This is a genomic window from Pseudomonas sp. Pseusp15, from assembly GCF_059492165.1.
Genome location: NZ_CP168523.1, coordinates 299,218 through 324,691, shown reverse-complemented (window position 1 = coordinate 324,691; position 25,474 = coordinate 299,218). Strand labels below are relative to the sequence as shown.

The window sequence follows — 25,474 nt, the reverse complement described above, 5'->3', positions numbered from 1 at the left end:
CACCTTAGTGGCTCGAAATTGACTCAAGTTGTTGCAAGAGCAGCGCCGCCTGAGTCCGGGTCCGTACATTCAGCTTACGGAAAATCGCGGTGACGTGGGCCTTGATCGTCGCTTCGGAAACGCTCAATTCGTAAGCAATCTGCTTGTTCAGCAAACCTTCACAGACCATGGTCAACACCCGGAACTGCTGGGGCGTCAGGCTGGCCAGGCCTTCACTGGCAGCCTTGGCTTCGTCGGAAACGCTGACGGCTTCGAAGGCCTGGGGCGGCCAGAAAACATCACCATCGAGCACCGCGCGTACGGCTTTTTGAATGACACTCAAGTCACTGGACTTGGGAATGAAACCGCTGGCGCCGAATTCACGGGACTTCACCATGATCGACGCTTCTTCCTGCGCCGACACCATCACCACTGGAATCTGCGGGTACTGACCGCGCAACAGCACCAGCCCGGAAAAACCGTAGGCCCCTGGCATGTTCAGGTCCAGCAACACCAGGTCCCAATCGGCCTTTTCGGTCAGACGACTTTCCAGCTCGGCAATGCTCGCCACTTCCACCAGCCGGACATCCGGGCCCAGGCCCAGGGTCAATGCTTGATGCAAGGCACTACGAAAAAGAGGGTGGTCATCGGCAATCAGGATTTCGTATGTGGCCATTTTTCAAATGATCCTGTTTTTCAAACAACTCCAGGTGCAGCCACGCAGATGCACCAACAGGGCACGTTCAACGCCAATCACATGGCTATTCACGTAAAAATACGGCGTATCAAACGATGGCCGCGCCCCAATCGGCGCCAAGCATGCCCAGCGAAACCGGGGTGGTCAAGATACATAACCGGTACAGTTCTTTGCAGTATGGGCGACAATCAGAACATGGCGGGGACGTCGTTATGAACAAACCGCATCAGCTCGGCGTGGGCCGGTGTGGCGAGGTTCATGTCCAGCTGTTTTTTCGCATCCAGATAATGCTGACTGAACACGTCAAAATAAGCGTCCAGCGCTGACGCAGCCTCGGTATCACCGGCCAGATCGAGACACAGTGCAGCCACTTCAGCGGTGCATAAATGTTCGCTACGGGTGGAGCGGCGCAGTCGATAACGTGACAGTTTTTCGGGCAGCAGGCTCAAGATCGGCAAGCGATCAAAATACGGGCTCTTGCGAAAGATCTTACGGGCTTCGGTCCAGGTGGCGTCCAGCAGAATGAACAGCGGGCGCTTGGTGCTATCGACCGCGACACTGTGGGTAACTCGCTCGGGTTCGACGTATTCGCCCGGAAACACCAGGTACGGTTGCCATTGCGGATCGGCCAACAGCGCCAGCAGTTGCTCATCAGTCTCGGTACGCGACCAGATGAATGCATGATTGTCGCGCACCACATCAGCGATCAGCCAACCGGTGTTACTTGGCTTGAATACTTCTTTGTTGGTCATGATCAGGCACACGCCCGAGCGGGCCTCGACCGACGGGCGCCAGGCACACAGGCAATGACTTTCAATCACGCGGCAATCACGGCATCGCGGCGCTCTCCAGCCACGGGCCTGAATCGGCTTGATGCCCTCCTCCTCTCGCTGATCGCGCAAGCGGGCGACGGCGTTTGCGGCAAAGCGCGGGGTGACAGGGTTCATCGCAGGCAGCACCGTAGTGGATGGAAAATCGACACGAAAAACACTCGCAAGGGCAAAAAGTCGCGGCAGTTTATCAGAGCAGCCGGTGCAAGCCTGTACCGCTCAGACCTCCTCCCCTATAATTCGCCGCCACTGAACGCACAGTCATGTGTCTGGTCGAACCACCAGTCACTGAACCAGGAGAGTTTCATGCTGCGCCTTATCGTTCCCACCGCTGCCATTTTGCTGGCGTCGTCCTTTAGCGCTCAGGCTGCATCCTTGAGTGAGCAGAATCTCAACAGAGAGCTGCGAAACGTCGCCGTACAAAGCAGCGTTGGCACTCCACGGGCGATCAACGAAGACATTCTTGATCAGGGCTACACTGCCGAAGGAAAAGTGCTGATCAACCACTTGAGCGTGCAAAGCAGCCACGCCGAAAAAATGCGCGCCGATCCCAAAGCGGTGTACTTCCAGCTTGGCGCCTCCGTATGCAGAAACCCAGGGTTCCGCAAGCTGATGGCCAAGGGCGCGATCATGCGTTACGACTTCACCGAGGTGAAGACCAACCGTCCGGTCGGCTCCGCAAGCTTCCAGGACTCGGACTGCCCGAAAGAGACTCCCGCGAAGAAGAAATAATTACCTGGCATTGGCGCGCCGCTGTTCATCCTCGGCGCGCAGCTCTGCCAACAGCGCCTGCAAGTAACGCGAACGTCGCTCCCCACCCTCCAGACGTCGACAGCACTCTTCTTCGAGACTCAAATGATGGGTCTCGGCCGATGCTTTCAGCAATCGATACAGTTGCGCATCGATCTCCAGAGTCACTCTGGGCATGGTTTCCCGCCTCCCTGCATGCATTGATCGCCGTTGATCACGCGATAAATCCCTGAATTGCTTGAACGTCGCGTCCTGCCGTTGACGCAAAGTTGTCGTGTCACGCCTGTAACTTAGTAAATCAGAGCGCGAGACATGCGGCTTGCGTTCAGACGAGCGGTGAAAGCACCTTGCAAATCGTCAATAAGCGGTTGCCAGGAAAGACTTTGCGGCGCAATGATCAAGCCAGCGAAAATCGTTGCGAGGGTCTAAATTCAAAGTGTTCATGTTGTTTTTTTAAGGGCAGAAAAGGGGCTGCCCATTACGGTGTCTTATTGTGCGAACGTTTCTTTCATTCAAGGGATAAGCAGAGCCCGTATGGATGGCTCGATTGCAACCGAGTCAAGTAGAGCGCCCAGGCATGGGCTTGGGCAGACAGCGACACAAGGGGTGTCGCGGCGCCGACAATTGTTTTGTCGGGGCCGAGGGTTCTGTGCAGAAGGAGAAGTTGAATGCCTTACCAACCGAATGACCTACTGAGCCGTCATTTTCAAGAAAGCGGCCACGACCTCACCAGCAAGGTCGAAGAACAACTCAACCTGGTTTCACCCAACAGCCCCAACATCCCGATTTACCGCGACATGATCCTGACCGTGCTGCGCATGGCTCAGGAAGATCACAACCGCTGGAATGCCAAGATCACCCTGCAAACCCTGCGTGAACTCGAGCACGCTTTCCGTGTGCTGGAGCAGTTCAAGGGACGGCGTAAAGTTACCGTTTTCGGCTCGGCCCGCACGCCGATAGAACACCCGCTATATGGCCTGGCCCGAGAACTGGGCGCCGCCCTGGCGCGCTCGGACCTGATGGTCATCACCGGTGCCGGTGGCGGCATCATGGCGGCGGCCCATGAAGGTGCCGGCCTGGAACACAGCCTGGGATTCAATATCACCCTGCCCTTCGAGCAACATGCCAACCCCACGGTCAATGGCACCGCCAACTTGCTGCCCTTCCACTTTTTCTTTACCCGCAAGCTGTTCTTCGTCAAGGAAGCCGATGCGCTGGTCCTGTGCCCAGGCGGTTTCGGTACGCTGGATGAAGCACTGGAGGTGCTGACCCTGATCCAGACCGGCAAAAGCCCGCTGGTGCCCGTGGTGCTACTGGATGCGCCAGGCGGCACATTCTGGCAAGGCGCGCTGGACTTCATTCACCATCAACTGGAGGAAAATCGCTATATCCTGCCGACCGACATGAAGCTGTTGAGCCTGGTCTACAGCGTCGAAGAGGCCGTGGAGCAGATCAACCAGTTCTACAGCAACTTCCACTCCAGCCGCTGGCTCAAGCATCAGTTCGTGATTCGCATGAACCACACACTCAGCGACCGGGCGCTTGAACACATGCAGGAGGCATTCGCCGACCTGTGCCTGAGCGATCATTTCCATCAGCATGCCTACAGTGGCGAGGAGCACGACGAAGCGCAGTTCAGCCATCTGGCGCGCTTGTCCTTCACCTTCAACGCTCGTGATCATGGCCGTCTGCGGGAATTGGTGGATTACATCAACCTGCCGGAAAACTGGACCCAGTCCAAACCCCAGGCGCAACAACGCATACGGCAACCGTCCAAGGTAACGTGATGCAAAAAAACGGCCCGTTATCGAAATAGCGAGCCGTTTCAGTCAATCGTCCATCCCTCGGCCGCTGAACAAGCGGCTGATCATTTCCATGGAATATCCCCGATAACTCAGGAACCTGCCCTGTTTGGCACGTTCTCGGGCGTCTATCGGTAAATGCCCGGAAAACTTGCGCCGCCAGGTGTCTTCCAGTTGCTCCTGCCAATCGATACCACTCTCGCGCAAGGCGAGCTCAATGTCGGTACGTTGCAGGCCACGCTGGCTCAGCTCTTCGCGAATGCGCAAAGGGCCATAACCGGAACGGGCACGGTAGGAAACAAAGCTTTCGAGGTAACGGGATTCGGACAACAAGCCCTCTTCCGTCAAGCGGTCGAGTGCTGTGTCGATCATTTCAGGGGGGGCGCCGCGCTGACGCAGTTTACGCGTCAGCTCGACTCGACCGTGCTCGCGTCGCGCGAGCAGGTCCATTGCAGTTCGCCGCACCGCGACGAGTGTATCGAGTACGGCGGTCATCGGATCGATCAGATATCAGCGTCAGCCAGGTCGTCTTCGGTCTCTCTGACGGCCGAAGCCTTGACGTCCGGTGCCGGGGTCAGCAGCTTGTCGCGCAACTGCTTCTCGAGAGTCGCGGCGATTTCCGGATTGTCTGCCAGGAACTTGGCCGAGTTGGCCTTGCCCTGACCGATCTTGGTGCCGTTGTAGGCATACCAGGCACCGGACTTCTCGACGAAACCGTGCAGCACACCCAGGTCGATCATCTCACCGTTGAGGTAGATGCCCTTGCCGTAAAGAATCTGGAACTCGGCCTGACGGAACGGCGAAGCCACCTTGTTCTTCACGACTTTGACGCGAGTTTCACTACCGACGACTTCATCACCTTCTTTCACCGCGCCAGTACGACGGATGTCCAGACGAACCGATGCGTAGAACTTCAGCGCGTTACCACCGGTGGTGGTTTCCGGGCTGCCGAACATCACGCCGATTTTCATGCGGATCTGGTTGATGAAGATCACCAGGCAGTTGGCGTTCTTGATGTTACCGGTGATTTTACGCAGCGCCTGGGACATCAGACGGGCTTGCAGGCCCACGTGCATGTCGCCCATTTCGCCTTCGATTTCAGCCTTTGGCACCAGAGCGGCCACGGAGTCGACGATGATCACGTCAACGGCGTTGGAACGCACCAGCATGTCGGTGATTTCCAGGGCCTGCTCGCCGGTGTCCGGCTGGGAAACCAGCAGGTCGTCGACGTTGACGCCCAGTTTGCCGGCGTACTCAGGGTCGAGAGCGTGTTCGGCGTCGACGAATGCGCAGGTCGCGCCGGCTTTTTGAGCCTGGGCGATCACCGACAATGTCAGGGTGGTTTTACCGGAGGATTCAGGACCGTAGATTTCAACGATACGGCCTTTTGGCAGGCCGCCAATGCCGAGCGCGATGTCCAGACCCAGAGAGCCAGTGGAAATGGCCGGGATCGCCTGACGGTCCTGATCGCCCATACGCATTACGGCACCCTTGCCGAATTGACGTTCGATCTGACCCAGGGCCGCAGCCAAGGCTTTCTTCTTGTTGTCGTCCATTAAAGTCCTCACGTAATCAATAAGGCCTGACGGCCAACACCTGTATAAGTAGCCAGTATTATTCCACAGCGTTTCAGGATCGCCTACCCCTGATTTGAGATTTCTCCAGCGGTATGCCGCAGCAGCCCCTCTAGCGCGGCCTTCACCGTTTGTCGGCGGACCTCGTCGCGGTTACCGGCAAAGTGCTGGACCTCGCTGAATACCTGCTCACCGACGCCCCAGGCCAACCACACCGTGCCCACGGGCTTGTTCGGCGAGCCGCCATCCGGCCCCGCCACACCGCTGACCGCCACGGCAAAACGCGCCCGGCTTTTTTCCTGGGCGCCTCGGACCATGGCCTCGACCACCTCACGACTGACCGCCCCGACGGTTGAAAACAACTCGGTCGGGACATTCAATTGCTGGGTTTTCTGACGGTTTGAGTAGGTGACATAACCGGCCTCGAACCACGCCGAGCTCCCCGGAATGCGGGTGATCGCCTCGCTGATCCCACCGCCGGTGCAGGACTCGGCGGCAGTGACGTGGGCATTGAGAAGCTGCAAGCGTCTGCCGAGTAGATCGGCCAGATGAGTGATCTCTTTCACGGCTCTCTCCTGATCGAGCGGAATGAGGCCTACCGTACACGAGCGAATCGCACTTGCAAGGTTCAGGATCGATCAAAATGTTAGTGAGCCAGAGCCCTGACATAGGCCTGACAGGCCTGCAAGGCAATCAATCCGCTGTCACCGGCGTCGGTGATGGCGATAATTCGTTGAGCATGCGCCGGGTCAAGTCGGGCTCTCGCGGCGCCATGATCCACGCCGCCGGTGCCGGAGGCAGCTGGCACTGCACAGGTTGAGGCAGCGTCATGGGCATCGAGGAGGACTGACAGGCGCACATCAGCAGTGGCAAGACGATCGCGCAGGCGACCTTGATCACGTTCGGCATCGCTAAGCGCTCGATAATGGGTTTGTTCACTGGCCGACAGTCGCTGCTCCAGGTCCAGACGCCTGTTTTGTTCGGCCTGTTGCTCGGTGGCGGCCGCCAGGGTCAGTTGATTAAGGCTCTCGGCGTGCACCCTGGCCTGTTCCGCCAGTTGCCGGCCGTAGCGCCAATCCTGAAACTGCCAGGCCAGCGCCGCCGAACAACCGGCCAGCACCAGCAGACCGATCAATCGCCAGCCGTTCAGACCGAGGACTGGCATAGCACCGCCCTCGCCCGCGCCCACAACAACAGACGATCTTGCAGGCCGTTGAGCCCACTGTTGATGCGACGAGTGATGCTGTTGAACTGGTCGCGGTCCGCCAGTTCATTCAAACCGTTCAGTTCCCAGAACCAGGCCGCAGACAGCGCGGCGTACTGCGGTTGTATCAGGAGATCTGGATTGCCGATAAGGTCGATACCGAGGTCATCACCGCACTCCTGATAGTTTGCTCGACCGGTGATCTGGATCAGGCCGCGACCGCGATATGTCCACCCATCACTGCTCGCGGCATTGCCATTACCCATGCGCGAGGCATAGGCAATGTTCGCGATCTTCTCCGGCTGACGCGCGCGCGCAGCTGCCAAATCAGCCGGGAACCGGCTTGGCCACGTCGCCATCAGACCCGGCGCATCGTAGTTCAAGTTCTCAACGACGCGGGTGAGTTGTCCGGACTCATGTCCTATCTGCGCGATGAAGGCCGCAATACGCCTAGCCGTGATGATCTGAAACCGCACCATGGCTGTATTCAGGACAGGAACAAAAACGCCGGCAACTGGGCCGGCGTTCGGGAGGATCTGCAGCAACTGCTGCTGGGTGATGGGCATACTTTTCTCCGGGAAAAAATAATCCGGCACTTGGCGGGCATCGGAATTGCGCTCTCGGCTATGGAGAGGTCGGCCACGCAATAGTGGTTGGGTAACCTGGTTGCTGCTCAATCTTTTTCAGCGCTAACTGGTAGGCCGCGTAGGCCTCGAAGGTCGCCGTATCCGCAGCATCGAGCAACCCGGCAATGTAGGCGTTAACCATGCCGGCAGTGACTTGATTGGCCGCCGACATTAGCGCATTGCACTGAGCCTGAGCGACTGCAGCGGCATCAAGCAGCCACTCAGTACCGCTCCAGACGTAGTAAGCACCGGGACAAGGGAGCAACGTATATTCGCTGGGGAGCTCGCCAAGCTCGGACCACTCCTGCGCTGCGCCGGTGGTCACGCTGTACACCGTCCCGCGATGATCGGCGAGTTGAACCGGCGCAGCGTTGACGAGCACCCAAACATTGCCCGGATCAGGCGTCGGCAACAAGTCGGCCAGCTCGACGGCATTGCTCGGCAACTGACAGCCCAAGCCAGGAACTTCGGGAAGAGAAACCGGGCCAACCAAGACACCCAGTGCATCAAACACGTAAATGGACATAAAACACCTCAGATCAATTTAATTCGGCCCGGGTAGGCAATGTTTATCGGGCGAGTCTCAGAACCTCCGGCGTACCCCGAGGCCCCGGCAACCCACTGCGCGTAGTTGTTAGTACCACCCCCCATCATTGTCGTGCCAAATGTACCTGCACCAGGCAGGGAGTGGTTGTGAGATCCGAATTGGCTGGCCTGCGAGCTACCCGCCGCACGATTCAGGTCAATTCCGAGAGACTCATCAGCGGGGCGCTGGAATCGACCCCGGGCATCTGGACAACGGAACGTGGTGGCACCGTCGCCAGAAGTCCATCCACCCTCCATGCCGGCGCGAGCGGCTTCCGTGGTCAGCATTCCTGACTGTTGCGCGTGGTCCCACAACCAGGGGAAGGAGGCCCGCGTCAACAGCGCGCCGTTCATGGCGCCGTAACCACCGGGATTAAACGAGGACGTGGTTTCAAGTACCGACCGACCCAGCGGAGTACCGTCGTAACGACTTATCGGCCACCAGTTGCCCGCGCCATCACTGCGCAAATGCCAGTAATCGCACGCCCCCATCAGGACCAAGAATGAATATCCAGCCGCATTCAGGTGGGTGTGAAATTTGATTTTGTCGGTCCCTGACGCAGTGACAACAAGGGTATTGGTGGTGTTATCCAAGCGACGAACAATGAAGTCAGTCACGCCAAGTGCCGTGTTAGAGGTAGGCAGCGTGATCGTCCGGTTAGACGCCGTCGCGTCAATAATGACCAACCCCCTCTGCGCGGCGGTCAGCGTGGTATCCGCACTGATACTGGTGACATTGCCGGTTATCTGGCCCAGTTGGGCCGCGTGCTGGCTTTGCGTTGCTGGAGCGATTTGCTCAGCCGCGCCAGTGCAGAACAGCAGGATGTATGAGCCTCCGCCGATAGAGGTGTTCCACTGCACCCATGCGTCACCGTTGGCGACCAGCTCGCCACCTCGAAGGGCTGAATGGGCACCCCCAACCATAGCGACGGCCCCCAGGCCGTCGTTGATCGTGCAGGCACCAGTGTTCGCCGTCTTGACCTTGAAGCGCAGGGGCTGGCCTTCGACGCGGGCGGTGATCGCCGGCGTGAAGTTGCAGACGTAGTTATTGGCCGTGCCGGTGTCGATGGCAAAGCTGCTTGCAGCAGATTGGCCAAGGGTACCGATGGCTTTCAGTAACTGCGTCAGGTCAACTTCACTGGGTGCCATTCCCGCCGCTGCAATCACATTCAACACCTCGCTCGTGATTGCGTTGCCCCATGTCGACGGAATCAAAGATCCCGGCGTCCCGGTGACCGGGCTCTCATCCACAAACTGTCCATTCACTAGCCCAACGCCGGGCACACTCTTTGGATAATCCACTTTTCTATCCTCTAGTCATAATTGATGTAAACCAGCGTATGCGCTGGTGCGCTGCGGTGTATCAAGCATTCCAAGGCATTGCCCGGGTTCATGCCAAAACGCTCGCCCCAGTAGCTGGCGCCGAAACGCCGCCCAAGCAGCAGGCGGCCGCCGGTGTTGAGGGTCCACATGAACTGCGCCTGCAAGGTACCGAAGTGCGCCGCACCGAAACGCGAGCGCCCCATACGCGGCGCCCTGAGTTCGGTGATGGTGGCGTTCGGGTAGCCTTGGGTGCGGGCAATCTCGACGAAATAGCCGATGGTCTGGCTGCCGACCGCGAGCAGTCGCCGGCGTACGGCGAGACGGCGATCGTCGAACAGAGGGGTTGCGCCCAGGCACGGGTCCGGCAGGTTCATTACCCGTTCCCAATCAGGCACCAGCTCGCTGACACCGGCCGGGTCCATTTCATTGAGCAGGTCGGCGGCGCGGGCGTCGAGGCGGGCCAGTTCCTGGGCGACGCCTGCAAGGACATCTTCGAGTTTCGGCACCCGCTCGGGGTCCCAGGCTGGGCCGCTGGGCAGCAGGCTGCGCAGTTGGGTGTGGTATTGCGCGGCGGTTCTTATGCCTGCCATACGCAACCTCCAAAGGTCAGCAACTGGTTGTTGGCTGCTGCTACATCGGCGATCGGCGACAAGAGTTTGTGGTCGTTTTCGCCGGTGGCGCTGCTGATGGCTTCGGCGATGTGGGTCAGCAGCAACGTGTCGCCGAGGCCCGCCTCGCGGTTATGCAGATCGCGTAGTTGCGCCTCGACAGTGGTGCGCACAGCGGTGGTGTCCGGGGTCAGGCTCAATCGGTAAGTGACAGGCACTTGCACTGGTGCCAGCACGTGCAACTCGGCAGTAACCGGGCGCAGCGGTTCGATGTAAGCCTGAACTTCGGCCAGTTGCGCGGCGGTCGGGACGGGTTCCGGGTCGTTATCGCGCATGATGAACAGCCCGACGGTGCCAGGACCAAGGTAGCTGCCGAGACACCACGCGCGAGTCACGCCGGGGCATTCCAGCGCCCAGGTTTCGTAGTCTTGCGCCGAGCCGCCATGGGGAATGATGCGATAGGAACTAATAACCCGGGAGCGCAGCGACTCCAGGCTTTCTCGCGCCACACCACCGTTGAGCCCCGGCGCCAGTACGGTAAAGCTATTGCCGACGATCCCCGCAATCGGCTGTACCGGAATCAGCGTCATGCCGGCCTCGGCATTGCCCAGGCTGCCGGCCTCGAGCGCGGCGATGGTGGTGCTGTTGAGGCCGTTGCTGGTGGTGCCAGCGGCGGTCACTTTATAGGTGCGACCGTCGCTCGATTGCAGCAGGGTGTCGACGTCCAGCACGGCACCGGCGCTGGCGGTAAAGCTGACGCTGCCGCTGGCCGCTTGTGCGGATTTGCGCGGCTGGTTCAAACGCAGTGCGGCGATCCGTTCCAGGGTCGATTCATCGGCCTTGTCCGGGAGGATCTGCTCGGCGATCCAGTCCAGGTAGCCATACAGGCCATAGGCGGCGCCACCGAGGGTGCGGGCCAGCACTTGCGCATCGGACTGGCGCAGCGAATCGCTGGCCAGGTCGCTTTGGGTGCGCTTGATCAGCACCGGCAGCGAAGGGGTTTCAAACGGCATAGATCACCTGCCAACTGTTATCAGGGTTGATGTCCAGGCGTTCGCCATCGGCCAGGGTCAGGACCGTGCGCAGGTTCAGGCGCTGGGCGTCGAGGCGTTCGCTGATGATGTCGATGGCGCTGCAGTGGCCGTCGTCGATCAGCCATTGCAGGGCTTCGCGGGCGTAGAACTCGGCGTCCATCTGGGTCTGGCGGGTCAGCTTGACCCGGCGCAACAGCCACAGCCGCGAACCGATGCGGTCGTCGGCCACCGTAGGAAAGCTGTCGCCCCACCAGCCGAAACGCTCTTCGTCGTCGAGGGCATCGTCATCGGCGGCACGGCGCCAGGTGAACAGGCTGATCAGCACTGAACGGGTCAGTGCGGCGTGGAGGTTTTGGCTGATCAACATCACTGCCCTCCCGCCGGTACACCGGTCTGGCCGTTGCCCGCTTGCACGCCGCCATGCACGTGTTTGATCTGGCTGATGCCACCGGCAATCTGATCGCCGGTGGAGACGATTTTTCCGGTCTGGTTGATCACCGGGCTGTCGATGTTCACCGCACTGCTGGCGCGGATATTCAGGGTGGCGGTTTCGATGTCGATGATCCGCCCGCGCTTGAAGTGGATCTTGTCGCCTTCGTCGGTGTAGATCGCCACTTCGCCAGGGGCCAGAGACTGGAGGCGATAACGACGGTCGGCGACCACTAGCACGATGGCGTGGGAGCGATCACCGCCCAGAAACGTGGCGACACCTTCGGCGCCGGCCAGCGGATTGCTGGTGAAACCGTAGGGTTCGAAGTGCTCCATGTCGTCGTTCACTTCGCCGGCGGTGAGGCGCATTTGCAGCGATTGAAGCTTGGTGGCCGAGTTGGCGAGCACGACAGTGCCGCGCGCCAGGAGGCGTGTCAGTAGGCTCATGTTGAATTCCTTGGAGGAGCGAGGCCGAAGGCTGCGACCTTTTAAGGGGCTACCTTTTAAGGGGCTATCAGGTTTTCTTCGGGGGCTCGGGATTGGCATCGAAGGTGTGCGGCGGTGCGACTTGCAGGGTGGTGATCGAACCTTGCGCCGACAGCGAGTAGGTCACCTTGGAAATCAGCATGTCGTCATCGAATCCCAGCACCGGATCCTTGACCCTGACCTGCGTGTTATGACGCCACAGATCGCCGTTCGATTGCCGCCAACCCTGCACTTGGTAGGTGGTGGTTAAAGCCTTGCCGACGCGGGTGGCGCTTTCCCAGTTGGCCCGTTGCAAGGCGAGATCGGGATTGATCTGTATGCCTTCGTTGATCACCGTGACCCGCCGACGCTTGTAGCTCAGGTCGGCAGACACCGATTCAACCTCGCTGACCGCCGCCCCGCTCTTCTTGTCCGTGCCCTTTTGCTGACCGATGACCCGGTATTCGGAAAACACCTGGCTGTAATCCATCGGCGCGTTGGCCGACAGAATATTCTTGCCCAACTCCAGCGCATCGCTGGCCCGGCCACCACTGCCAGGCTGGGCCAACACCAACCGGCCCTGGGCATCATCGGTAGAAAACACCCGGAACAACGTCAGCAAGCGATCGATGGATTGAAACACCGTTTCCCCCGGCACGATGGTGTGACTGCTGAGCCGGGCGGTCTCGGGAATTTCGCTGACCACAAAGACCTTGTAGTTGATCGCCAGCGCTTCGACGATGCTCAACAGCGATTGCTCATGCCATTGGTTCGGGCGGTTGGTCGCGGCGCAATCCACCAGGTCCTGAGTACAAGAACTGCCTTCGATGTTCAGGCTGATCTGTCGCCCGTCATAACTGATCGGCGCCTTGAACACATACCCGGTCAGCACCAGATCCTGGCCGATGCGCACTTCACAGGCGTCACCGGGCTGGATCCGCTTGTCTACGGTCTGCCCCGGCCATTGCCAGGTGATATTGAGCTTAAAGGTGCGGAACTGACGCTCCAGATCCGCCGTGATTTCCACGCTTTTCCAGCCACCGTATTCCAGGCCGCCGACCGTCAACGTGACGCGGTTATCCATCTCGTTCATGGTTCACTTCCCGGAGACTTTCACATCGTTCGGCGCGTACCCTGGATGGGTAATCCCGTTGCGCTGAATCACTTCGGTGACCCGCGTTGCGTCGGCAAATTGCTTGTACGCCACGACCAGCGCCGGAAGGCTTTCCTGAAAAGACTTGCTGACCTGTCGTACACCCGACGAAGCCACTGCCTTGAGATGCGCAAGCAGCGCCTGCTTCACATCGTCGATGGCCAGATAGTGCGCGGGACTGGCCTTGTCCAGCATCGGGTTGATCGCCTCGACAAGCGCCTTTTGCAGCGCTTTCAAATCGTCGGTGACCGGCACTTCCTGCCGGGTGACCGGCAGGTTCGCCTGCTGCTCCAGCGATGGTGTCGACGACAGTTTCACCGGTGTCGACGCGACCGGCATCGAGGCGACCCATTGCGCCACTTTGACCAGCAGCGTGTCCTGTACCAGATCGGCCATGGCTTGCGCCGCGGCCGTGGTGTCCTTGCCGGTGGTGAGCTTCGGCGCATCGGCCTTGCGGATGGCTTCGAGCTGTTGGGACACGTCGGCAATCACGCCGCGATAACCCTCCTTCGCGAAGTCCTTGAGCGATTTGATATCGCCGAGCAAGCCCTTGAATTCCGCCGCCACTTCCTTGGGCAACTCCTTGACCGCCTTGACCAGCTCGGTGATCTGCCGGTACTCCTCGATCAACGGTTTGAGCTGTTCCTTGATCACGTCATACACCCCGGTCAGGCTGTTGCGCAGATTGTTGATACCGATCCGCGCAGCCTGGATCCGGATCATGACCTCTTCGAACCGCGCCACCGCCGAACCCAGCAAAGTGTCGGCCTTGGCCAGCAGCACCTTCTGCGTGCTGACCGTGGCCGTCGGAAACGGCAGCGGTTCATCGGGGTAAAACTTCAGCGTGAACGTCACCAACCCGCCGTCCTGGCGGGTATGGGTCATGTCGCATTCGCCGACCTTGACTTGTAGCCGTCCCAGCCACGGGTGGACCAGTTCACCACTGCCCTGTTCCAACGCCTTGAGCAGCTTGTCGCGTTGCTCCAGGCAATCGGGGCCGACGATGAACGCCGTCAGATCATGGATCTTCGCCTGTTGGCCAAGGCTCTCGAAAAACGGCAGGTCCCGCTGCGGATACTCGTGCAACTGGCCCTTTTTACCGACCGGGGTTTTCGCCTGATCGACCCAGAAACCGACACCGCGAAAGGACGCCGGCAACAAACGGTCACGCCAACTCATTGGAGCCTCCCAGGGAAAGTGAGCGGTAGCCGATGCGCGAGTTGAGCGACAGCCCCGGTTGATTGGTTTGCGGTTGATCGGTGCGCAGCCCGGCCGGCGCGTTTTCGAAGCGAACCGTCAGGCCGCCTTCGAGTTGCGTGCGATTGTTGGCGGCGCTTTGTTGGATCAAGGCGTTGGAGTTTTGAGTCAGAGAACCGGGCTGCAACAACGACGACTTGAGCGGCAAACTGCCGGGAGTCGCCAGCGCGTTTGAGGGCTGCTCGGAAGCGGCATTGATGAACGCCGCCACCGGCGCAAACTCCCCCTTGCCTTCAGCATTGGTTTTCTTTTGCACCTCGGTGAAGCTTTCGACCTTGCCGGTAATTTGGGCGATAAAACCACCAAAGCTACCGCCAAGCATCTCCTGGATGGGCGCCAGAATGGCCCGGAGCTTTTCCGCTTTTTCACTGAAAAACTGAACCACGGATGCCCATGTTTCGCTCAGTGCATCCAAGGGCGACCAAGTGAACAGCCCGCTGAGGTAGGAAAAGAACGCCTGCGCTCCAAGCTTGATCGACTCCCAGTAGCCCGAGAACATGGCAGGGACCTGATCCCAAGCGGCGGCAATGGCGTCCAGCGGCACCCAGTCGAACAGGCTGCGCAGTTTCTCCTTCACCGGCACAGTCAGTGCCACGAGCAGATCCCAGATCGCCGCAAACAAACCGACAACGGCCCCCCAGTTGTTCAGGATCATTCCGTAGGGCGTCCAGGCAAACCACGCCTTGAGGAAGTCGAATCCTGCACTCACGACTGCCTTGACTTGATCAAAAATTGCCGAGAAAACGCCGCTGATCGGAGCCCAATAACCGACAACCTTTTGCCAGAGCCCGGCGAAAAACGTCGAAATCGGCTCCCAGTTGGTAATGATCACACCGGCCGCCATGGCAATGCCCATGGCAATCAGCATGATGGGATTGGTCTTGAGCACCATGCTCATCAGATCGAACACTTGCGTCGCGCCGGTCACGGCCGTTTGCATTGCCGAAAATGCGATGGCACCTGCCGCCAACCCTTCGACCAGTTTCGGGTTGTCATCAAGCAGGCTGCCAAATCCTACCAACAACGGTTGAAGACCTGCCGTTATGGTCGCGACAGCAGGCTGCAAGGCCGTGTTGGCCGCGATCGACACCTGCTCCATCGAGCGACTGAACACATTCATGTTTTGCGTAGCGCTCACCGGCGCTTTCGGCAAATCAACGCCTTCGGCTGCTTCATTGACTTCGGTCAATTTGCCCTTGAACGCGTCGGACACCTTGATCGCATCCATGAACGGCGTGATCACGCTACCGCCCTTGAACAAGCCGCTGATGTCCAGTTTGCCGAGGCCTGTCTGCTCCAGATTTTTCTTGAAGCTCTCGACTTTTTCCCGAAGGGCGCCGAGTTTGGGTGACAGTTCATCGATGCCCGTGAGCAGCACCGATGTTTTCCCTTTCGTTTGTGTGTCTGCCATCACTGCACCTGCTGCATCGCATTGATCCGTTGCGCGTGCTCCAGCGATTCGCGGAGCACATCCAGTGGCCTGGCCATCATCTGTTCGGGGTCAACCTTCCAGAACCAGGCCAGGTCATAGGCGACTGCGATCAGGTCGGTGATGGCTCCGACGCCGCACTCATGAAAAAACTCGCGACCGCCCAACTCAGCGTATTGAGGTCAGCCAGATCCAGCTGGTTGACCGACGACGGCGGGATGCCGGCGCACACGGCGATGTATTTGGCCGCGACGTCCATGTCGAGGCTGACCTCTTCGCTCTTGTCGATCTTGTACGGCAGCGCCTTGATCGCTCGCACTTCCTGCACCGTCGGGCGGCGCAGGTTGAGCTCGGTCAAGGGCTCGCCGTGGGCTTCGATCGCAACTTGAAGCTTCACGGCGTTGCTCATTGCCAGGTCCCCTTGATGCCTTCGAATTTCAGTTCGATGGTGGCGTCGTCGCCTTTGGATACCGGCTCTTCCACCAGGTAGGCGCCGGCCAGTACGTAGACTTTGCCGTTGCTGAATTCGCAGGTGACGGTCATGTCGGAGCCTGCGATCAGTTGCTTGAGCGGGAAGTCCGCGGTGTGCAGCGCCGTCACTTTGAACGACGGCGCGATGTCGGTTTCCTTGTAGAAGCCCGGCACGACGGTTTCCCGTTTTACGGCCATCAATGGTGCTTCGCAGCCGCCGTTGATGGTCAATTGAGCGCCGTCCACTTTGACGTAGCAGGTGCCCGCAATCAGTTGACCCATGGTGTTTCTCCCTTCAAATAAAAAGCCCACGCGCGGTGGGCCGAATTCACACAGTCAAAGGCAGCGATCAGGCTGCGTCGTCGTACTGCAGACGGAACTGGTTGAGCAGCGCGAACACGCGCAGGCCGTTGATGTAGTCCGGCGGGAACAGCACATTGACCCGACTCGGGTCCTGGGTGTCGCGCTCGACGATCAGGTGTTCGGCGAACAGCTCGGCGTTTTCCACATGGCCTTCCAGTTCGAGCTTGGCGTACTGGGCGATCAGCTCACCGCGAATGGTGCTCGGGGTAACTATTGGCTGGCCGGCGCCGAAACGGGTGCCGTCGGAGGCCAGTTTGTGGCGACCGTATTTGCTGGTGATCACGCTTTGCAGACGACGCACGATGAACGCCGACTGGTGCATGGTTTCGCTGTCCAGGTAGGAGTTGTCTGCCTGGCCGTAGGCGTTCTTCTGATAGGTGGTGATCGAACGCTGAATGCGCACGTAGCCGCCTTCGTAATACGCGGTGGCGATGCCGTAGTTGAGCAGCGACTGACGCTCGGTCAGGGTGAACCGCTCGCTCGCCGGAGCCGGGTCGAGACCTGGCAGGCTGCCGCTTTGGGTCGGACGGCTGGCGTCGGCCGAGATGAACACCGAGGTGCGCGCAGCCAGTGCGGCCGCCTGCACCCAGAACGGTTGCGGTACACCCGGTTCCAGCGCCTGGATGGTCATGTGCTGGTCGTTACGCGCTTGCCCTGCCGCCACCAGAGTGCCGACGGTGCCGCGCTTGGCGCTATAGACGTGACCGAACAATTGCTTGGCCCAGGACCAACGACCGGTGCTGTCATCCATGACCGCTTGCCAGGTGTTGAGCGTCGACAGATCCGACCACGGCATGCAGATGAACTCGAACGGTTCATCGCCCAGCGCCGCCACGGCAGCCACTTGATCCGGCACACCGGCACCGCCGGTCATGGCGGTGATGGCCGAGGTCAGGCCCGCCGGGGTTTCTTCGCCGTTGCTCTTGCCCAGGCGATTGAATTGCAGGCTGATGTCGTTGCCGCTGTCACCAGTCCATTTGGCACTCAGGGTGACCACGCCTCCGACCGCCGCCGCAGTGACTGGCAGATCAGCGCTGGCATTGATTTTCAGGGCCAGGGCGGTGGCCGCTTGCGCCGCGGTGGCGCCGTTGACGATGGCTGCCTGAACGCGAACTCCGCCGACGTACAGGTTGAGCACGCCGCTTTGGGTCGCCGCACCGGTCAGAGTCAGCACGCCTTTGGCAATGCTGCCTTCGGTGCTGTGCAGCGGCAGGCACCAGATCTCGCCGATCGGGTCGGTCTTGCGCCAGGTTTCGTACATCGAGGCGAGCATCGAGCCCTGGCCGCCAATGCTTTTGGCCAGCGCCACGCTGGACACCAGCACCAGTTTGCCGGCATCGGCTGGCGCGATGTTGTCGTTGACCTGAGCGACAATCAGACGGCGCATGGCCGACGACGCGCTATTGGCGGCCGAGTTGTCCATTTCGGCATAGAACAGCGGAACACGAATGTCCGCGGGGATGTTGCTGAATCCGATCGCCATTATTTGGCTCCCTGTGGTTTCGCCGCTTTCACGGCTTTGGTAGTGATATCGCCATCGGCCAGACGTCGACGCCACCAGGCGTTGTCCGGCACTTCACGGCCCTCGAGGGGCAACAGATCGCCCGCTTCCGGGTCCGGCACGACACGGCCCGGGGCCGGCAGCACGGTGATGCGTTTGCTCATGGGGTTACGTCTCCAGAGAAAGTCAGTTCCAGGCGCCCGTCGGGGCCTGGGCGTTGCAGATTGGGGTCCGCCGGGTCGATCGCATCGACCCGCACGGTGACCCCGGTAAAGGACGACAAGCCGTCCAGTTCACGCTCGTGCCAGCTCTGCGCCGGTTGCCCCGGCAAATTGCGGCCGAGCTGGAATTCGGCGAAAAAGCGCAGGCGATAGAGCACGCGGCTGCTGTTGATGGAAACCAGCTCACCGCCGTCGTAAGCGATGGCGTTGTAGTCGTTGCCAGGCTTGAAACCCACCAGTGCGCGCCACAGTTCGGCGCGCAGGTCGTGCAACAGATCCAGCGCTTTTGTAGCGTCCGTGGTGTCGAGCACCAGGGTGACTTCGAAGCGGTCGCGGATCGGTTGCAGCATCAGGTTTTGCGCCACGCTTTTGCTCGCCACATCGGCGATGGGGACGACGTAGGCGCAAGGCGTGGCGAGCGGGTTGTTGGCTTGCAGGGTGGTGAGGTCAATGCCCGCCGCCACACGATTGGCCAGGCTCGGGCATTGCTCACGCAGCTGCGTGAGGATCGGCGTGATCTTCATGAGGGCGCTCCAGAATCGAATGAAATGAGTGAGCAGCGACGCAAATTTTTGTAGCAGCTGCCGAAGGCTGCTACGGGGCGGGGGTGATTTTGGGTGTGGGCTATGCCTTGGCGTCCAGGCAGGTCGCGTCAATCTTGCAGCGATAGCTTTTTTCTCGGTCGCCGGTGGCGGTGACCTTGTCGATCGACCAACGCCCGCGCATGAAATCCGGCCAGGTGGGGTCCAGCAGCACGACCCCTTCAGCGGACAACCCCGGATTGCCAGGGCATTCGATCGTCACCTTGAGTGCTTCGCGCATCATCCGACGGGTCTCGCCTTCGGCGGCGGCCCGGGCATCGTCTGCGCTCTGAAACCGCTGGCGAAGGGTCTTGAACGGCGCGATGCCGCTCTCCTCGACCCGCACTTTACCGGCCGCCGCGTCCCACCAACTGGTCTTGCAGCCCTGGTATTTCGCCCGGGCGGTTTCATCCAGGACGGCGGAGATAAAGGCGTGATCGCCTGGGCGATTGTTGGTCGTCACCGACAGCTTTATGGTCGGCAGAACTTTGCCCGATAACGATTTCGCCTGACCGCGCCGTGCCAGCACATACAGCTCGTTGACCGGTTTGGCGACGGCATCATGCAGGTAGGCCAGTCGCGTCAGAAAACCCATGTCGGTTTCGTTGGACTGGTCGATGTGCGCGATTTTTATCAGCGACAGGTCCGGGGCCACACGAGGGGAAAACCCGTGCCTGGATGTCAACTGGCGGAACAAGGCACCCAAGGTCGTCGGACCATGGCTGACCGATCGGCGCTGTTTGAACCCGGTCTGATCCGTCGCACTGAACGGCGCCGCCGTGGCCACCAGCGTCAGACGCAGGGGAAACAGAGTCGGCGTGCGCCGGGTAATGACGAACTCGCCTTTATCCACCAGCCCCGATTCCAGATAACCGACCCGCAGGCCGATTTTTCCGCCCAGGCTGGGCAACCCTTCAAGCCCATCCAGACTGATCACGAGCGTCAGTTGATCGGATTCAATTCCCGCTGCGTCGATGTGTGTCCAACTGATTAATCGTTCGTTGAGCAGCGCAGCATTCGCGCCGTAAATTTCCACAGCAGGCGTGAAACCCAGTGACATGCTGCCTCCTTAATCCCAGGCCGAAACCGGTGTGGGTGCGACGGGTTTCGAATCCACTTCCGGCAGCACAACCCACAACCCCGCCGGCAATATTGCCCCCCATTCGGCAAGCTCCGGATTAAGACGCCAAAGCGCTTCTTCGGTGGCATCGTCACCACGCTCAAGCTCGCGGTACAGCAACAGATTCACCGAATCACCGGCGATACTTCGAACCCTACGCATTGGCGAACTCCGTCAACTCGATAATCCAATCGACCACCATCGCGGTGCCGTCATCAAGGATGTTGTTTTGGGTTTCCGACACCTTGTTGATCTGCCACAGACCCCAGTTGCGGCCGATGCCGTCAACCAAGGGCAAAGGGATGCGCAGCGCCTGCAAGGCACGCAGCTCATCGAGCCGATCCATGGCGGTCGCGTACATCGACTTGCCTGTTATCGTCAGCCCTTGCAGGCCTTGGCCGACCTGACTGGATTTGGGTTTGCTGGTGAGGATGTCGATGCTCTTCCAGCCGCCGTCCGAGGTGCGCACCAGGCTGTGGTAAGCGAAGCTTCTGGACAGGCCGAAAATGAAACTGCCGAGTGCCATTTGCTGACGCATCACGTACCTCCATCAGTCAGGGCCGCATCACTTCGCATGGCGAGTGAGTTGGGCATGGTCATGAGTCCGAATTGACCCGTGATCTGTTGCACAACCAGGTTCGCCAATTGACTGGCGCTGGCCTGATCCTGGCCGTTGATGTAGATGTTCGCGTTAACCGTGTTCTGTTGATTACTCGTCTGGGCGTTGGTCAGGTCTTTGCTGACCTGATCTGGAGCGGCGAGCTTGTCGGCGGGTGTAGCGAGTTTCTCACCCAGCCATTCCCCTCCCCAACTGCCCGCCATTCCCCCCAACAAACCACCGATTACGCCACCGACCGCCGTGCCCAGAACAGGCACCACGCTGCCGATCAGGGCGCCGGCAGCAGCGCCAGCATAAGTACCGGCGAGTCCGCCACCGGCCGAGCCCAGCGCCCCGCCGACCGCTTTGGTATCACCCGCCTGCAAGCCTTTGACGGCATCGTAACCAGCACTGAGCAGCATCAGCGGCGCGACCCGCTTGGTGACTGCCGAGCCCATTCTGGCGGCACCCAGCAAGCGACTCCCCGTCGACATACGTGGCAGTTTGGCTGCGCTTTTTGGGATGGGCTTGATCGCGGCTTTTCCAGGAGCTGCGCTTTTTCCGGCCCTTGCGCCTCGGGATTGCTTTTTGCCCTTACGACCGCGCTCCTTGGCATCGGCTGTCAGATCCCCCGTTTCGGGAATCGGTCGCGCACCTGCCAGGACCAGAAGTTTTGTTGCTGCGGCGGTGATGGCCGAGGCCATCGCGACCTTGATTTCAGCACCACGCGCCAACGCAATGGCTCCCGCGAGCACCAGCAATCCTGCAGTAGCTTTCGGTTGTGCTTCAGCGACCCCGCTCAAGCCATCGGCCAATGCGCCGAGCGACACCATCAAACCATCAGTCAACGGCGCCAGGGCATTGCCGCCCGCCGCGAACATCCGGTTCTTACTCGCATCCAGCGCATTCCAGCGCCCTTGCGAGGTTTCCCCAAGCGCCTCGGCGGATTTCGCTACGGAACCGTTGAACTTCGGCAACGTCCCGTCGGATGTCCGCTCGGACACCAGTAAAAAAGCCTTTTGGACGTCTTCCGGTTTTTTCAACAGTTCAAGAATCGCCGCGTTATCACCAAACAATGTCTTGGTCAGTGACTGCTGTTCTTCTGCAGGTTTTTTCTTCAGTGCTTCAAGCACCAGGTTGATCGTTCCCGGCGCGTCCTTGCGCAGGCCATCAGCCAACATCCCTGGATTGAATTTGCCGTCCAGGTCAGACCAAGCCTTGCGCTGTTCCGGTGAAGCCGCGTCCCCCTTGGCCAAAACCGTGGTGAAACCTTTCAAAGCTTCACCGGCACCGGCCTTGTCCGCGCCGCTGTTCAAGAACGCCGCCGCGAGCGCCGCCATCTGTTCCGGCGTCATGCCCGCAGCGATGCCCGCCTCGCCACTGCGTTGCACCACAGAACCGATGTCTGCCGCTTTGACATTCAGACCGCTGTTGCCGAGATGGTTGGTTGCATCCGCCAGACTCAGGCTTTGTCCGCGATCCAGCTTCATCGAATTACGCCAACCCAACAGCATCTCGCTGGCGGCCTTGACGTCGAGATTGAACGCCGACGCCGTCACCGCGCTATCTCGGGTGAAGTTCAGCAGTTCGTCCTGCTTTTTAGCCGGGTCGAGCCCGTCCCCGATACCCGCCTTCGCCGCCACCAACTCGACCTGAGCCAGTTGAACCGCCGTTGCCCCGCTCGGAGCAACCTGCTTGTCAGTGGCCATTTTCAGGTTGGCCTGCGACAGTTTCTGCAACTGGACGTTGTCCAGTTTCAGCACTTGGTTGAGCTCAACCATCGCCAATTCGGTCGCCATCGCCGACTTGAGCAAATCCGGCGGCGTGCGCTGATCAACCTCAGCCTTTAACTTGGACTTTGGTTCACTGCTTGCCGCGGGCATCGAAGCACTCGCCTTGAGCAGCGACTGCTGCGACGACAGGGCAATGTTCAGCAACGCCAGCGCTTCGCGAAGCTTGACCTGTTCCGACACCAGCAGACGGATGTCGAGGCTGGCCGTGGTCAGTGCCAGGTTCAGGCCCGACGTTTCAGAGGCGCTGCCCAGTTGCGGCAATTCGATGCTTGCCGCACCGGACAGTGAATACTTACTGCCTGCCATCCTGCTCTACTCCTGTTTCACGCCAAGGCGAGTGATCGCGATGTCGTAGCGGCGCAAGGCCTTGCCGGCGTCCCACTCCAGAATCTCCGCCTCACTTACCGAGTAAATGAGCGGCACCACATCGAGGATTACTTCGATGTCGCGCTCCGAAAGAAGTCCGCCGGTTTGTTTAAAAAATCGTCGATGCGTACCTGAAGCTGTGTCCAGTCGGGCACGGTCAGCAGGTCCAGATCGGGCAACATCAGCCCGGTGCAATGAGCGGTGATGAACTCGGCGCGTTCCTTGGCCGTCTTCAGTTTTTTCATTGCTTTGGTGGCGCGCAGCACCGGCATTTCCAGGGTCAGCGAGGTCATGCTGCGGCCTGCCACGTTGAGCGGTTGCAGCAGTGACACTTGATCGGGGTCTACCGATTGTTCGCCCTGCGCTTGCTGTTCCAGAAAGTACGAAGCCGGGCGAGTCGACATCTCATGCACGTACTGCGCGATGCTCACGTAGTCCGGGCGTTTGAGCTGGTCCAGTTCCTTGACCGACAACCCCGTGGCCAATCTGGCCAGCTCGAAGAACTGATCGTCCTCATCATCGCCGGCACGGGCCAGGGCCTCTTTTTGCGCGGCGTAGTACAACGGTTTGAGTTGGATCTGCTCGATCTCGGATCCGTCATCACCGGTAATTGGTGACAACAGGACATGCTTGGGAGGTATCCAGGACATGTAAGAAATTCCTTGGTGATTCATGAAAGGCTGCTGCGCAGGGATCTGTTTGCCACAATCCTTGTGGGAGCGAGCCTGCCCGCTCCCACAGGTTGTGCGCCTTGGTTGGCCTTCGTGTTACGGCAGCAACACGGCGCGGCGGGCATCACCGAGAATGTCGACGCCGTTGAGCACGAACTTCTGGGTGCGCACGTCGACATCGATCACTGGAACGCCGTTTTCCAGGCGGTTGTAGGTGCGGCAGGAGAGCTCCAGGGTGGTCTTGGGTTTTTCACCCATTTTCACGATGGCTTCCTCGAGGACCTTCAGCTTGCCGCCGACGGTGTGGTAGGTGAACCAGGTGTTACCGTCCTGATCCTGACCGGCTTCACGCACGTTCAGCAGGATGTCGTCGCCCAGCTTCACGCCCAGCGCCAGCATCACTTCGGGACCGGCGCCCTGCAGGATCAACTTGGCGCCCAGGGCCTTGGCGCTCTTGGCCATCTCCTCGACGATGAAGCGGCCGCCGACCATGTTTTCCATGTCGAACTCGATCTTCGGCGGTGTGAACTCTTCCACGGTCGCCGACAACGGCAGGCCTTGCAGGGTGGCCGCGATGGCCTGTCTTACGCGGTTGGTAAACATTAGAGAACGTCCTCCAGGAACTGCTCGATGATTTCATCGCGGGCGTTGAGTTGATAAATCATGTGTTCGTTCGGTGCGTAGCGGCCGTAGTCGATGACCACATACCAGGTACCGTTTTTGTACTTCTCGACGCTGTTCAATTCCGGGTGCAGGTACACGCTGCCGCCGGGGATGGTTTCGTCGGCGACCAGGGTTTGCAGCCAGTCGTTGATGCGCTTGACCTCCTGATCCATGAACGACTTGGTCAGGTTCTTGGCCATGGCTTTCTGACCGGCCTTCACCAGCTTGCGGCTGATCGCATCTTCAAGGCCTACGTAGCTGATGAACTTGCCGGTGACGGAGCGGTTACCCAGCAGCGAGAAGCCGCCGAGGATGGTCCGGGCGTAGTAGCTGATGCCGTAACGGTTGAGCAGATCGCCTTCGGTGGAGGTGTCGAGGATGTTGTATTCCACGACTCGCGAAACGTCTTCGGCGTAGGTCACCTGGTTGCCCGGGCTCTCCCATTGCTTGACCTTGGCGAGCGCGGCGATGGCCAGGCTCGATGGCGCCAGGAACACGTTTTTCTTCGCAGCCTTGGAGTACACCGACGGCATGTTGTGCACCAGCAGGCAGCGGTCGAAACCGAGGTCCGCGCCGCCCAGCTCCTTGCTGTAAGTCACTTGATCGGCGACTGCGGCATCCTTGCCGTCGAGTACCACGCGAGCCTTGATGCGTTTGCCGAACGAGGCGAACTCACTGGCCACTGCTTTGGTGCCGGTGAAACCCGGCGCACCGATGATCGTCAGGTCTTCCGGCACACCACCAAGTGCGGCCAGACCCAGTTTGCGACCGGTCACTGGCTCGATGCCGCCGATCACGTTATTCAGGGTGTCGGCGGGGGTTGCGCCCTCTTCGACGATGACCACGTAGACCGGCACCTTGACCACTTTGAGGATCTGGAACACCGCGTGGAACAACGTGCCCGACTCGGTGCCGGTCGGGTCCAGCAGCGCCTGGGTGGTGAAGCTGTTGATGCGGAACGGGGCGTTACGCGGAATCAGCAGATCCGCTTTCGGCGCAGTGCCGACCAGACCGATGACGTTGTCACCCAGGCCACCCATGGCCTCGGGGGATTCAGTGGCATTGACGGTAATGCCGTTGTGCTCGAAGTTCAAAACCTCAGCCATGGTTATTCAGCCTTCTTGGCAGCGGCCTTCAAGGCCTTGTTGGTTGTAGAGGCCGACTCGGCAGCCTCGGTTTTTTTCAGCTCCAGACGACCAGCGCTGCGCAACGCACTGGCCTCCACATCAAGCAGGTCGAGTTCTTGACCGACGCTCGACCAGTGGCCACCCCCGGTGGGGAATGGGACGAGCACGGTGTAGGTTTGGCGTAGTGCCATTTGGGTTTCTCCAGAAATGAAAAAGCCCCTTTGGAGGAAGGGGCTGTCGGGTGTTGTTGGGTG

Annotated in this window: 32 protein-coding genes; 2 read left to right on the top strand and 30 right to left on the bottom strand. The window is 59.9% G+C overall.

The window, feature by feature from the left end:
- Positions 1-4: 4 nt before the first annotated feature.
- Both erdR and ACEN8R_RS01550 read right to left on the bottom strand, forming a co-directional pair.
- Positions 5-655 (bottom strand): response regulator transcription factor ErdR, encoded by a 651-nt coding sequence (gene erdR / locus ACEN8R_RS01555; RefSeq protein WP_018926954.1) that lies wholly within the window; start codon positions 653-655, stop codon positions 5-7.
- 209 nt (positions 656-864) lie between these two features.
- The gene (locus ACEN8R_RS01550; RefSeq protein WP_018926955.1) at positions 865-1,623 is read right to left on the bottom strand and encodes a tRNA-uridine aminocarboxypropyltransferase; all 759 of its coding nucleotides are present in this window, start codon (positions 1,621-1,623) and stop codon (positions 865-867) included.
- A 189-nt stretch (positions 1,624-1,812) separates the two neighbouring features.
- On the opposite strand from ACEN8R_RS01550, the gene ACEN8R_RS01545 reads away from it, so the two are divergent.
- Positions 1,813-2,238 (top strand): PA3611 family quorum-sensing-regulated virulence factor, encoded by a 426-nt coding sequence (locus ACEN8R_RS01545; protein WP_018926956.1) that lies wholly within the window; start codon positions 1,813-1,815, stop codon positions 2,236-2,238.
- Here the strand turns inward: ACEN8R_RS01545 and ACEN8R_RS01540 are convergent, their stop codons facing one another.
- A complete protein-coding gene (locus ACEN8R_RS01540; protein WP_018926957.1) occupies positions 2,239-2,433 on the bottom strand; it encodes a hypothetical protein in 195 nt (64 codons plus the stop codon).
- 491 nt (positions 2,434-2,924) lie between these two features.
- Between ACEN8R_RS01540 and ACEN8R_RS01535 the strand changes: the two genes are divergently transcribed.
- The gene (locus ACEN8R_RS01535; RefSeq protein ID WP_495624545.1) at positions 2,925-4,043 is read left to right on the top strand and encodes an LOG family protein; all 1,119 of its coding nucleotides are present in this window, start codon (positions 2,925-2,927) and stop codon (positions 4,041-4,043) included.
- Positions 4,044-4,085: 42 nt separating this feature from the next.
- Here ACEN8R_RS01535 and recX read toward each other — a convergent pair whose 3' ends face one another.
- From recX to ACEN8R_RS01400, 27 genes are all read right to left on the bottom strand, one after another.
- Positions 4,086-4,553 (bottom strand): recombination regulator RecX, encoded by a 468-nt coding sequence (recX, locus tag ACEN8R_RS01530; protein ID WP_026286484.1) that lies wholly within the window; start codon positions 4,551-4,553, stop codon positions 4,086-4,088.
- A gap of 8 nt (positions 4,554-4,561) precedes the next feature.
- Positions 4,562-5,614, bottom strand: coding sequence for a recombinase RecA (gene recA / locus ACEN8R_RS01525; RefSeq protein ID WP_007940559.1), 1,053 nt, complete (start codon positions 5,612-5,614; stop codon positions 4,562-4,564).
- Between the two features lie 83 nt (positions 5,615-5,697).
- Entirely contained in the window at positions 5,698-6,198 is a 501-nt protein-coding gene (locus ACEN8R_RS01520) for a CinA family protein (protein WP_495624544.1), read from the bottom strand.
- An 80-nt stretch (positions 6,199-6,278) separates the two neighbouring features.
- Positions 6,279-6,797, bottom strand: coding sequence for a lysis system i-spanin subunit Rz (locus ACEN8R_RS01515; RefSeq protein ID WP_495624543.1), 519 nt, complete (start codon positions 6,795-6,797; stop codon positions 6,279-6,281).
- A complete protein-coding gene (locus ACEN8R_RS01510; protein ID WP_018926962.1) occupies positions 6,779-7,402 on the bottom strand; it encodes a glycoside hydrolase family 19 protein in 624 nt (207 codons plus the stop codon). The genes ACEN8R_RS01515 and ACEN8R_RS01510 overlap by 19 nt, the downstream gene beginning before the upstream one ends.
- Positions 7,403-7,460: 58 nt before the next feature.
- Positions 7,461-7,988, bottom strand: a complete 528-nt coding sequence (locus ACEN8R_RS01505; protein ID WP_018926963.1) for a tail fiber assembly protein — start codon at positions 7,986-7,988, stop codon at positions 7,461-7,463.
- A gap of 8 nt (positions 7,989-7,996) precedes the next feature.
- Positions 7,997-9,349, bottom strand: a complete 1,353-nt coding sequence (locus tag ACEN8R_RS01500) for a phage tail protein (RefSeq protein ID WP_018926964.1) — start codon at positions 9,347-9,349, stop codon at positions 7,997-7,999.
- Between the two features lie 11 nt (positions 9,350-9,360).
- Entirely contained in the window at positions 9,361-9,960 is a 600-nt protein-coding gene (locus ACEN8R_RS01495) for a YmfQ family protein (protein WP_495624542.1), read from the bottom strand.
- The gene (locus tag ACEN8R_RS01490) at positions 9,948-10,991 is read right to left on the bottom strand and encodes a baseplate J/gp47 family protein (protein ID WP_495624541.1); all 1,044 of its coding nucleotides are present in this window, start codon (positions 10,989-10,991) and stop codon (positions 9,948-9,950) included. Before ACEN8R_RS01490 ends, ACEN8R_RS01495 begins: the two co-directional genes overlap by 13 nt.
- The gene (locus tag ACEN8R_RS01485; protein WP_018926967.1) at positions 10,981-11,379 is read right to left on the bottom strand and encodes a phage GP46 family protein; all 399 of its coding nucleotides are present in this window, start codon (positions 11,377-11,379) and stop codon (positions 10,981-10,983) included. The genes ACEN8R_RS01490 and ACEN8R_RS01485 overlap by 11 nt, the downstream gene beginning before the upstream one ends.
- On the bottom strand, positions 11,379-11,888 hold the full coding sequence (locus ACEN8R_RS01480) for a phage baseplate assembly protein V (RefSeq protein ID WP_258612626.1): 510 nt from the start codon (positions 11,886-11,888) through the stop codon (positions 11,379-11,381). Before ACEN8R_RS01480 ends, ACEN8R_RS01485 begins: the two co-directional genes overlap by 1 nt.
- 67 nt (positions 11,889-11,955) lie before the next feature.
- Positions 11,956-12,999, bottom strand: a complete 1,044-nt coding sequence (locus tag ACEN8R_RS01475; protein WP_495624540.1) for a phage baseplate assembly protein — start codon at positions 12,997-12,999, stop codon at positions 11,956-11,958.
- A 3-nt stretch (positions 13,000-13,002) separates the two neighbouring features.
- Complete coding sequence (locus tag ACEN8R_RS01470) at positions 13,003-14,238, bottom strand: DNA circularization protein (RefSeq protein WP_495624539.1); 1,236 nt, start codon at positions 14,236-14,238, stop codon at positions 13,003-13,005.
- On the bottom strand, positions 14,225-15,727 hold the full coding sequence (locus ACEN8R_RS01465) for a phage tail family protein (RefSeq protein WP_064620017.1): 1,503 nt from the start codon (positions 15,725-15,727) through the stop codon (positions 14,225-14,227). Before ACEN8R_RS01465 ends, ACEN8R_RS01470 begins: the two co-directional genes overlap by 14 nt.
- A 130-nt stretch (positions 15,728-15,857) precedes the next feature.
- Positions 15,858-16,154 (bottom strand): phage tail assembly protein, encoded by a 297-nt coding sequence (locus ACEN8R_RS01460; protein ID WP_018926972.1) that lies wholly within the window; start codon positions 16,152-16,154, stop codon positions 15,858-15,860.
- The gene (locus ACEN8R_RS01455; protein WP_018926973.1) at positions 16,151-16,498 is read right to left on the bottom strand and encodes a phage tail tube protein; all 348 of its coding nucleotides are present in this window, start codon (positions 16,496-16,498) and stop codon (positions 16,151-16,153) included. Before ACEN8R_RS01455 ends, ACEN8R_RS01460 begins: the two co-directional genes overlap by 4 nt.
- Positions 16,499-16,565: 67 nt before the next feature.
- Entirely contained in the window at positions 16,566-18,062 is a 1,497-nt protein-coding gene (locus ACEN8R_RS01450; RefSeq protein WP_064620025.1) for a phage tail sheath subtilisin-like domain-containing protein, read from the bottom strand.
- Positions 18,062-18,244: a DUF2635 domain-containing protein gene (locus ACEN8R_RS01445; RefSeq protein WP_007907211.1), complete on the bottom strand. Its 183-nt coding sequence runs from the start codon at positions 18,242-18,244 to the stop codon at positions 18,062-18,064. Before ACEN8R_RS01445 ends, ACEN8R_RS01450 begins: the two co-directional genes overlap by 1 nt.
- Positions 18,241-18,825 carry a phage tail terminator protein gene (locus ACEN8R_RS01440; protein WP_258612629.1) on the bottom strand — a complete coding sequence of 195 codons (585 nt, stop codon included), beginning with the start codon at positions 18,823-18,825 and terminating at the stop codon, positions 18,241-18,243. Before ACEN8R_RS01440 ends, ACEN8R_RS01445 begins: the two co-directional genes overlap by 4 nt.
- Positions 18,826-18,925: 100 nt before the next feature.
- Positions 18,926-19,942: a contractile injection system protein, VgrG/Pvc8 family gene (locus tag ACEN8R_RS01435; protein ID WP_018926976.1), complete on the bottom strand. Its 1,017-nt coding sequence runs from the start codon at positions 19,940-19,942 to the stop codon at positions 18,926-18,928.
- A 9-nt stretch (positions 19,943-19,951) separates the two neighbouring features.
- Positions 19,952-20,164: a tail protein X gene (locus ACEN8R_RS01430; RefSeq protein WP_018926977.1), complete on the bottom strand. Its 213-nt coding sequence runs from the start codon at positions 20,162-20,164 to the stop codon at positions 19,952-19,954.
- A complete protein-coding gene (locus ACEN8R_RS01425; protein WP_018926978.1) occupies positions 20,157-20,540 on the bottom strand; it encodes a phage tail protein in 384 nt (127 codons plus the stop codon). The genes ACEN8R_RS01430 and ACEN8R_RS01425 overlap by 8 nt, the downstream gene beginning before the upstream one ends.
- Positions 20,540-22,537 carry a phage tail tape measure protein gene (locus ACEN8R_RS01420; protein ID WP_495624538.1) on the bottom strand — a complete coding sequence of 666 codons (1,998 nt, stop codon included), beginning with the start codon at positions 22,535-22,537 and terminating at the stop codon, positions 20,540-20,542. The genes ACEN8R_RS01425 and ACEN8R_RS01420 overlap by 1 nt, the downstream gene beginning before the upstream one ends.
- 290 nt (positions 22,538-22,827) lie before the next feature.
- On the bottom strand, positions 22,828-23,409 hold the full coding sequence (locus tag ACEN8R_RS01415; RefSeq protein ID WP_018926981.1) for a phage tail assembly protein: 582 nt from the start codon (positions 23,407-23,409) through the stop codon (positions 22,828-22,830).
- A 117-nt stretch (positions 23,410-23,526) separates the two neighbouring features.
- Positions 23,527-24,033 carry a phage major tail tube protein gene (locus ACEN8R_RS01410; RefSeq protein ID WP_018926982.1) on the bottom strand — a complete coding sequence of 169 codons (507 nt, stop codon included), beginning with the start codon at positions 24,031-24,033 and terminating at the stop codon, positions 23,527-23,529.
- The gene (locus ACEN8R_RS01405) at positions 24,033-25,199 is read right to left on the bottom strand and encodes a phage tail sheath protein (RefSeq protein ID WP_019647825.1); all 1,167 of its coding nucleotides are present in this window, start codon (positions 25,197-25,199) and stop codon (positions 24,033-24,035) included. Before ACEN8R_RS01405 ends, ACEN8R_RS01410 begins: the two co-directional genes overlap by 1 nt.
- Before the next feature lie 2 nt (positions 25,200-25,201).
- Positions 25,202-25,411, bottom strand: coding sequence for a hypothetical protein (locus ACEN8R_RS01400; protein WP_258612632.1), 210 nt, complete (start codon positions 25,409-25,411; stop codon positions 25,202-25,204).
- Positions 25,412-25,474: the final 63 nt, after the last annotated feature.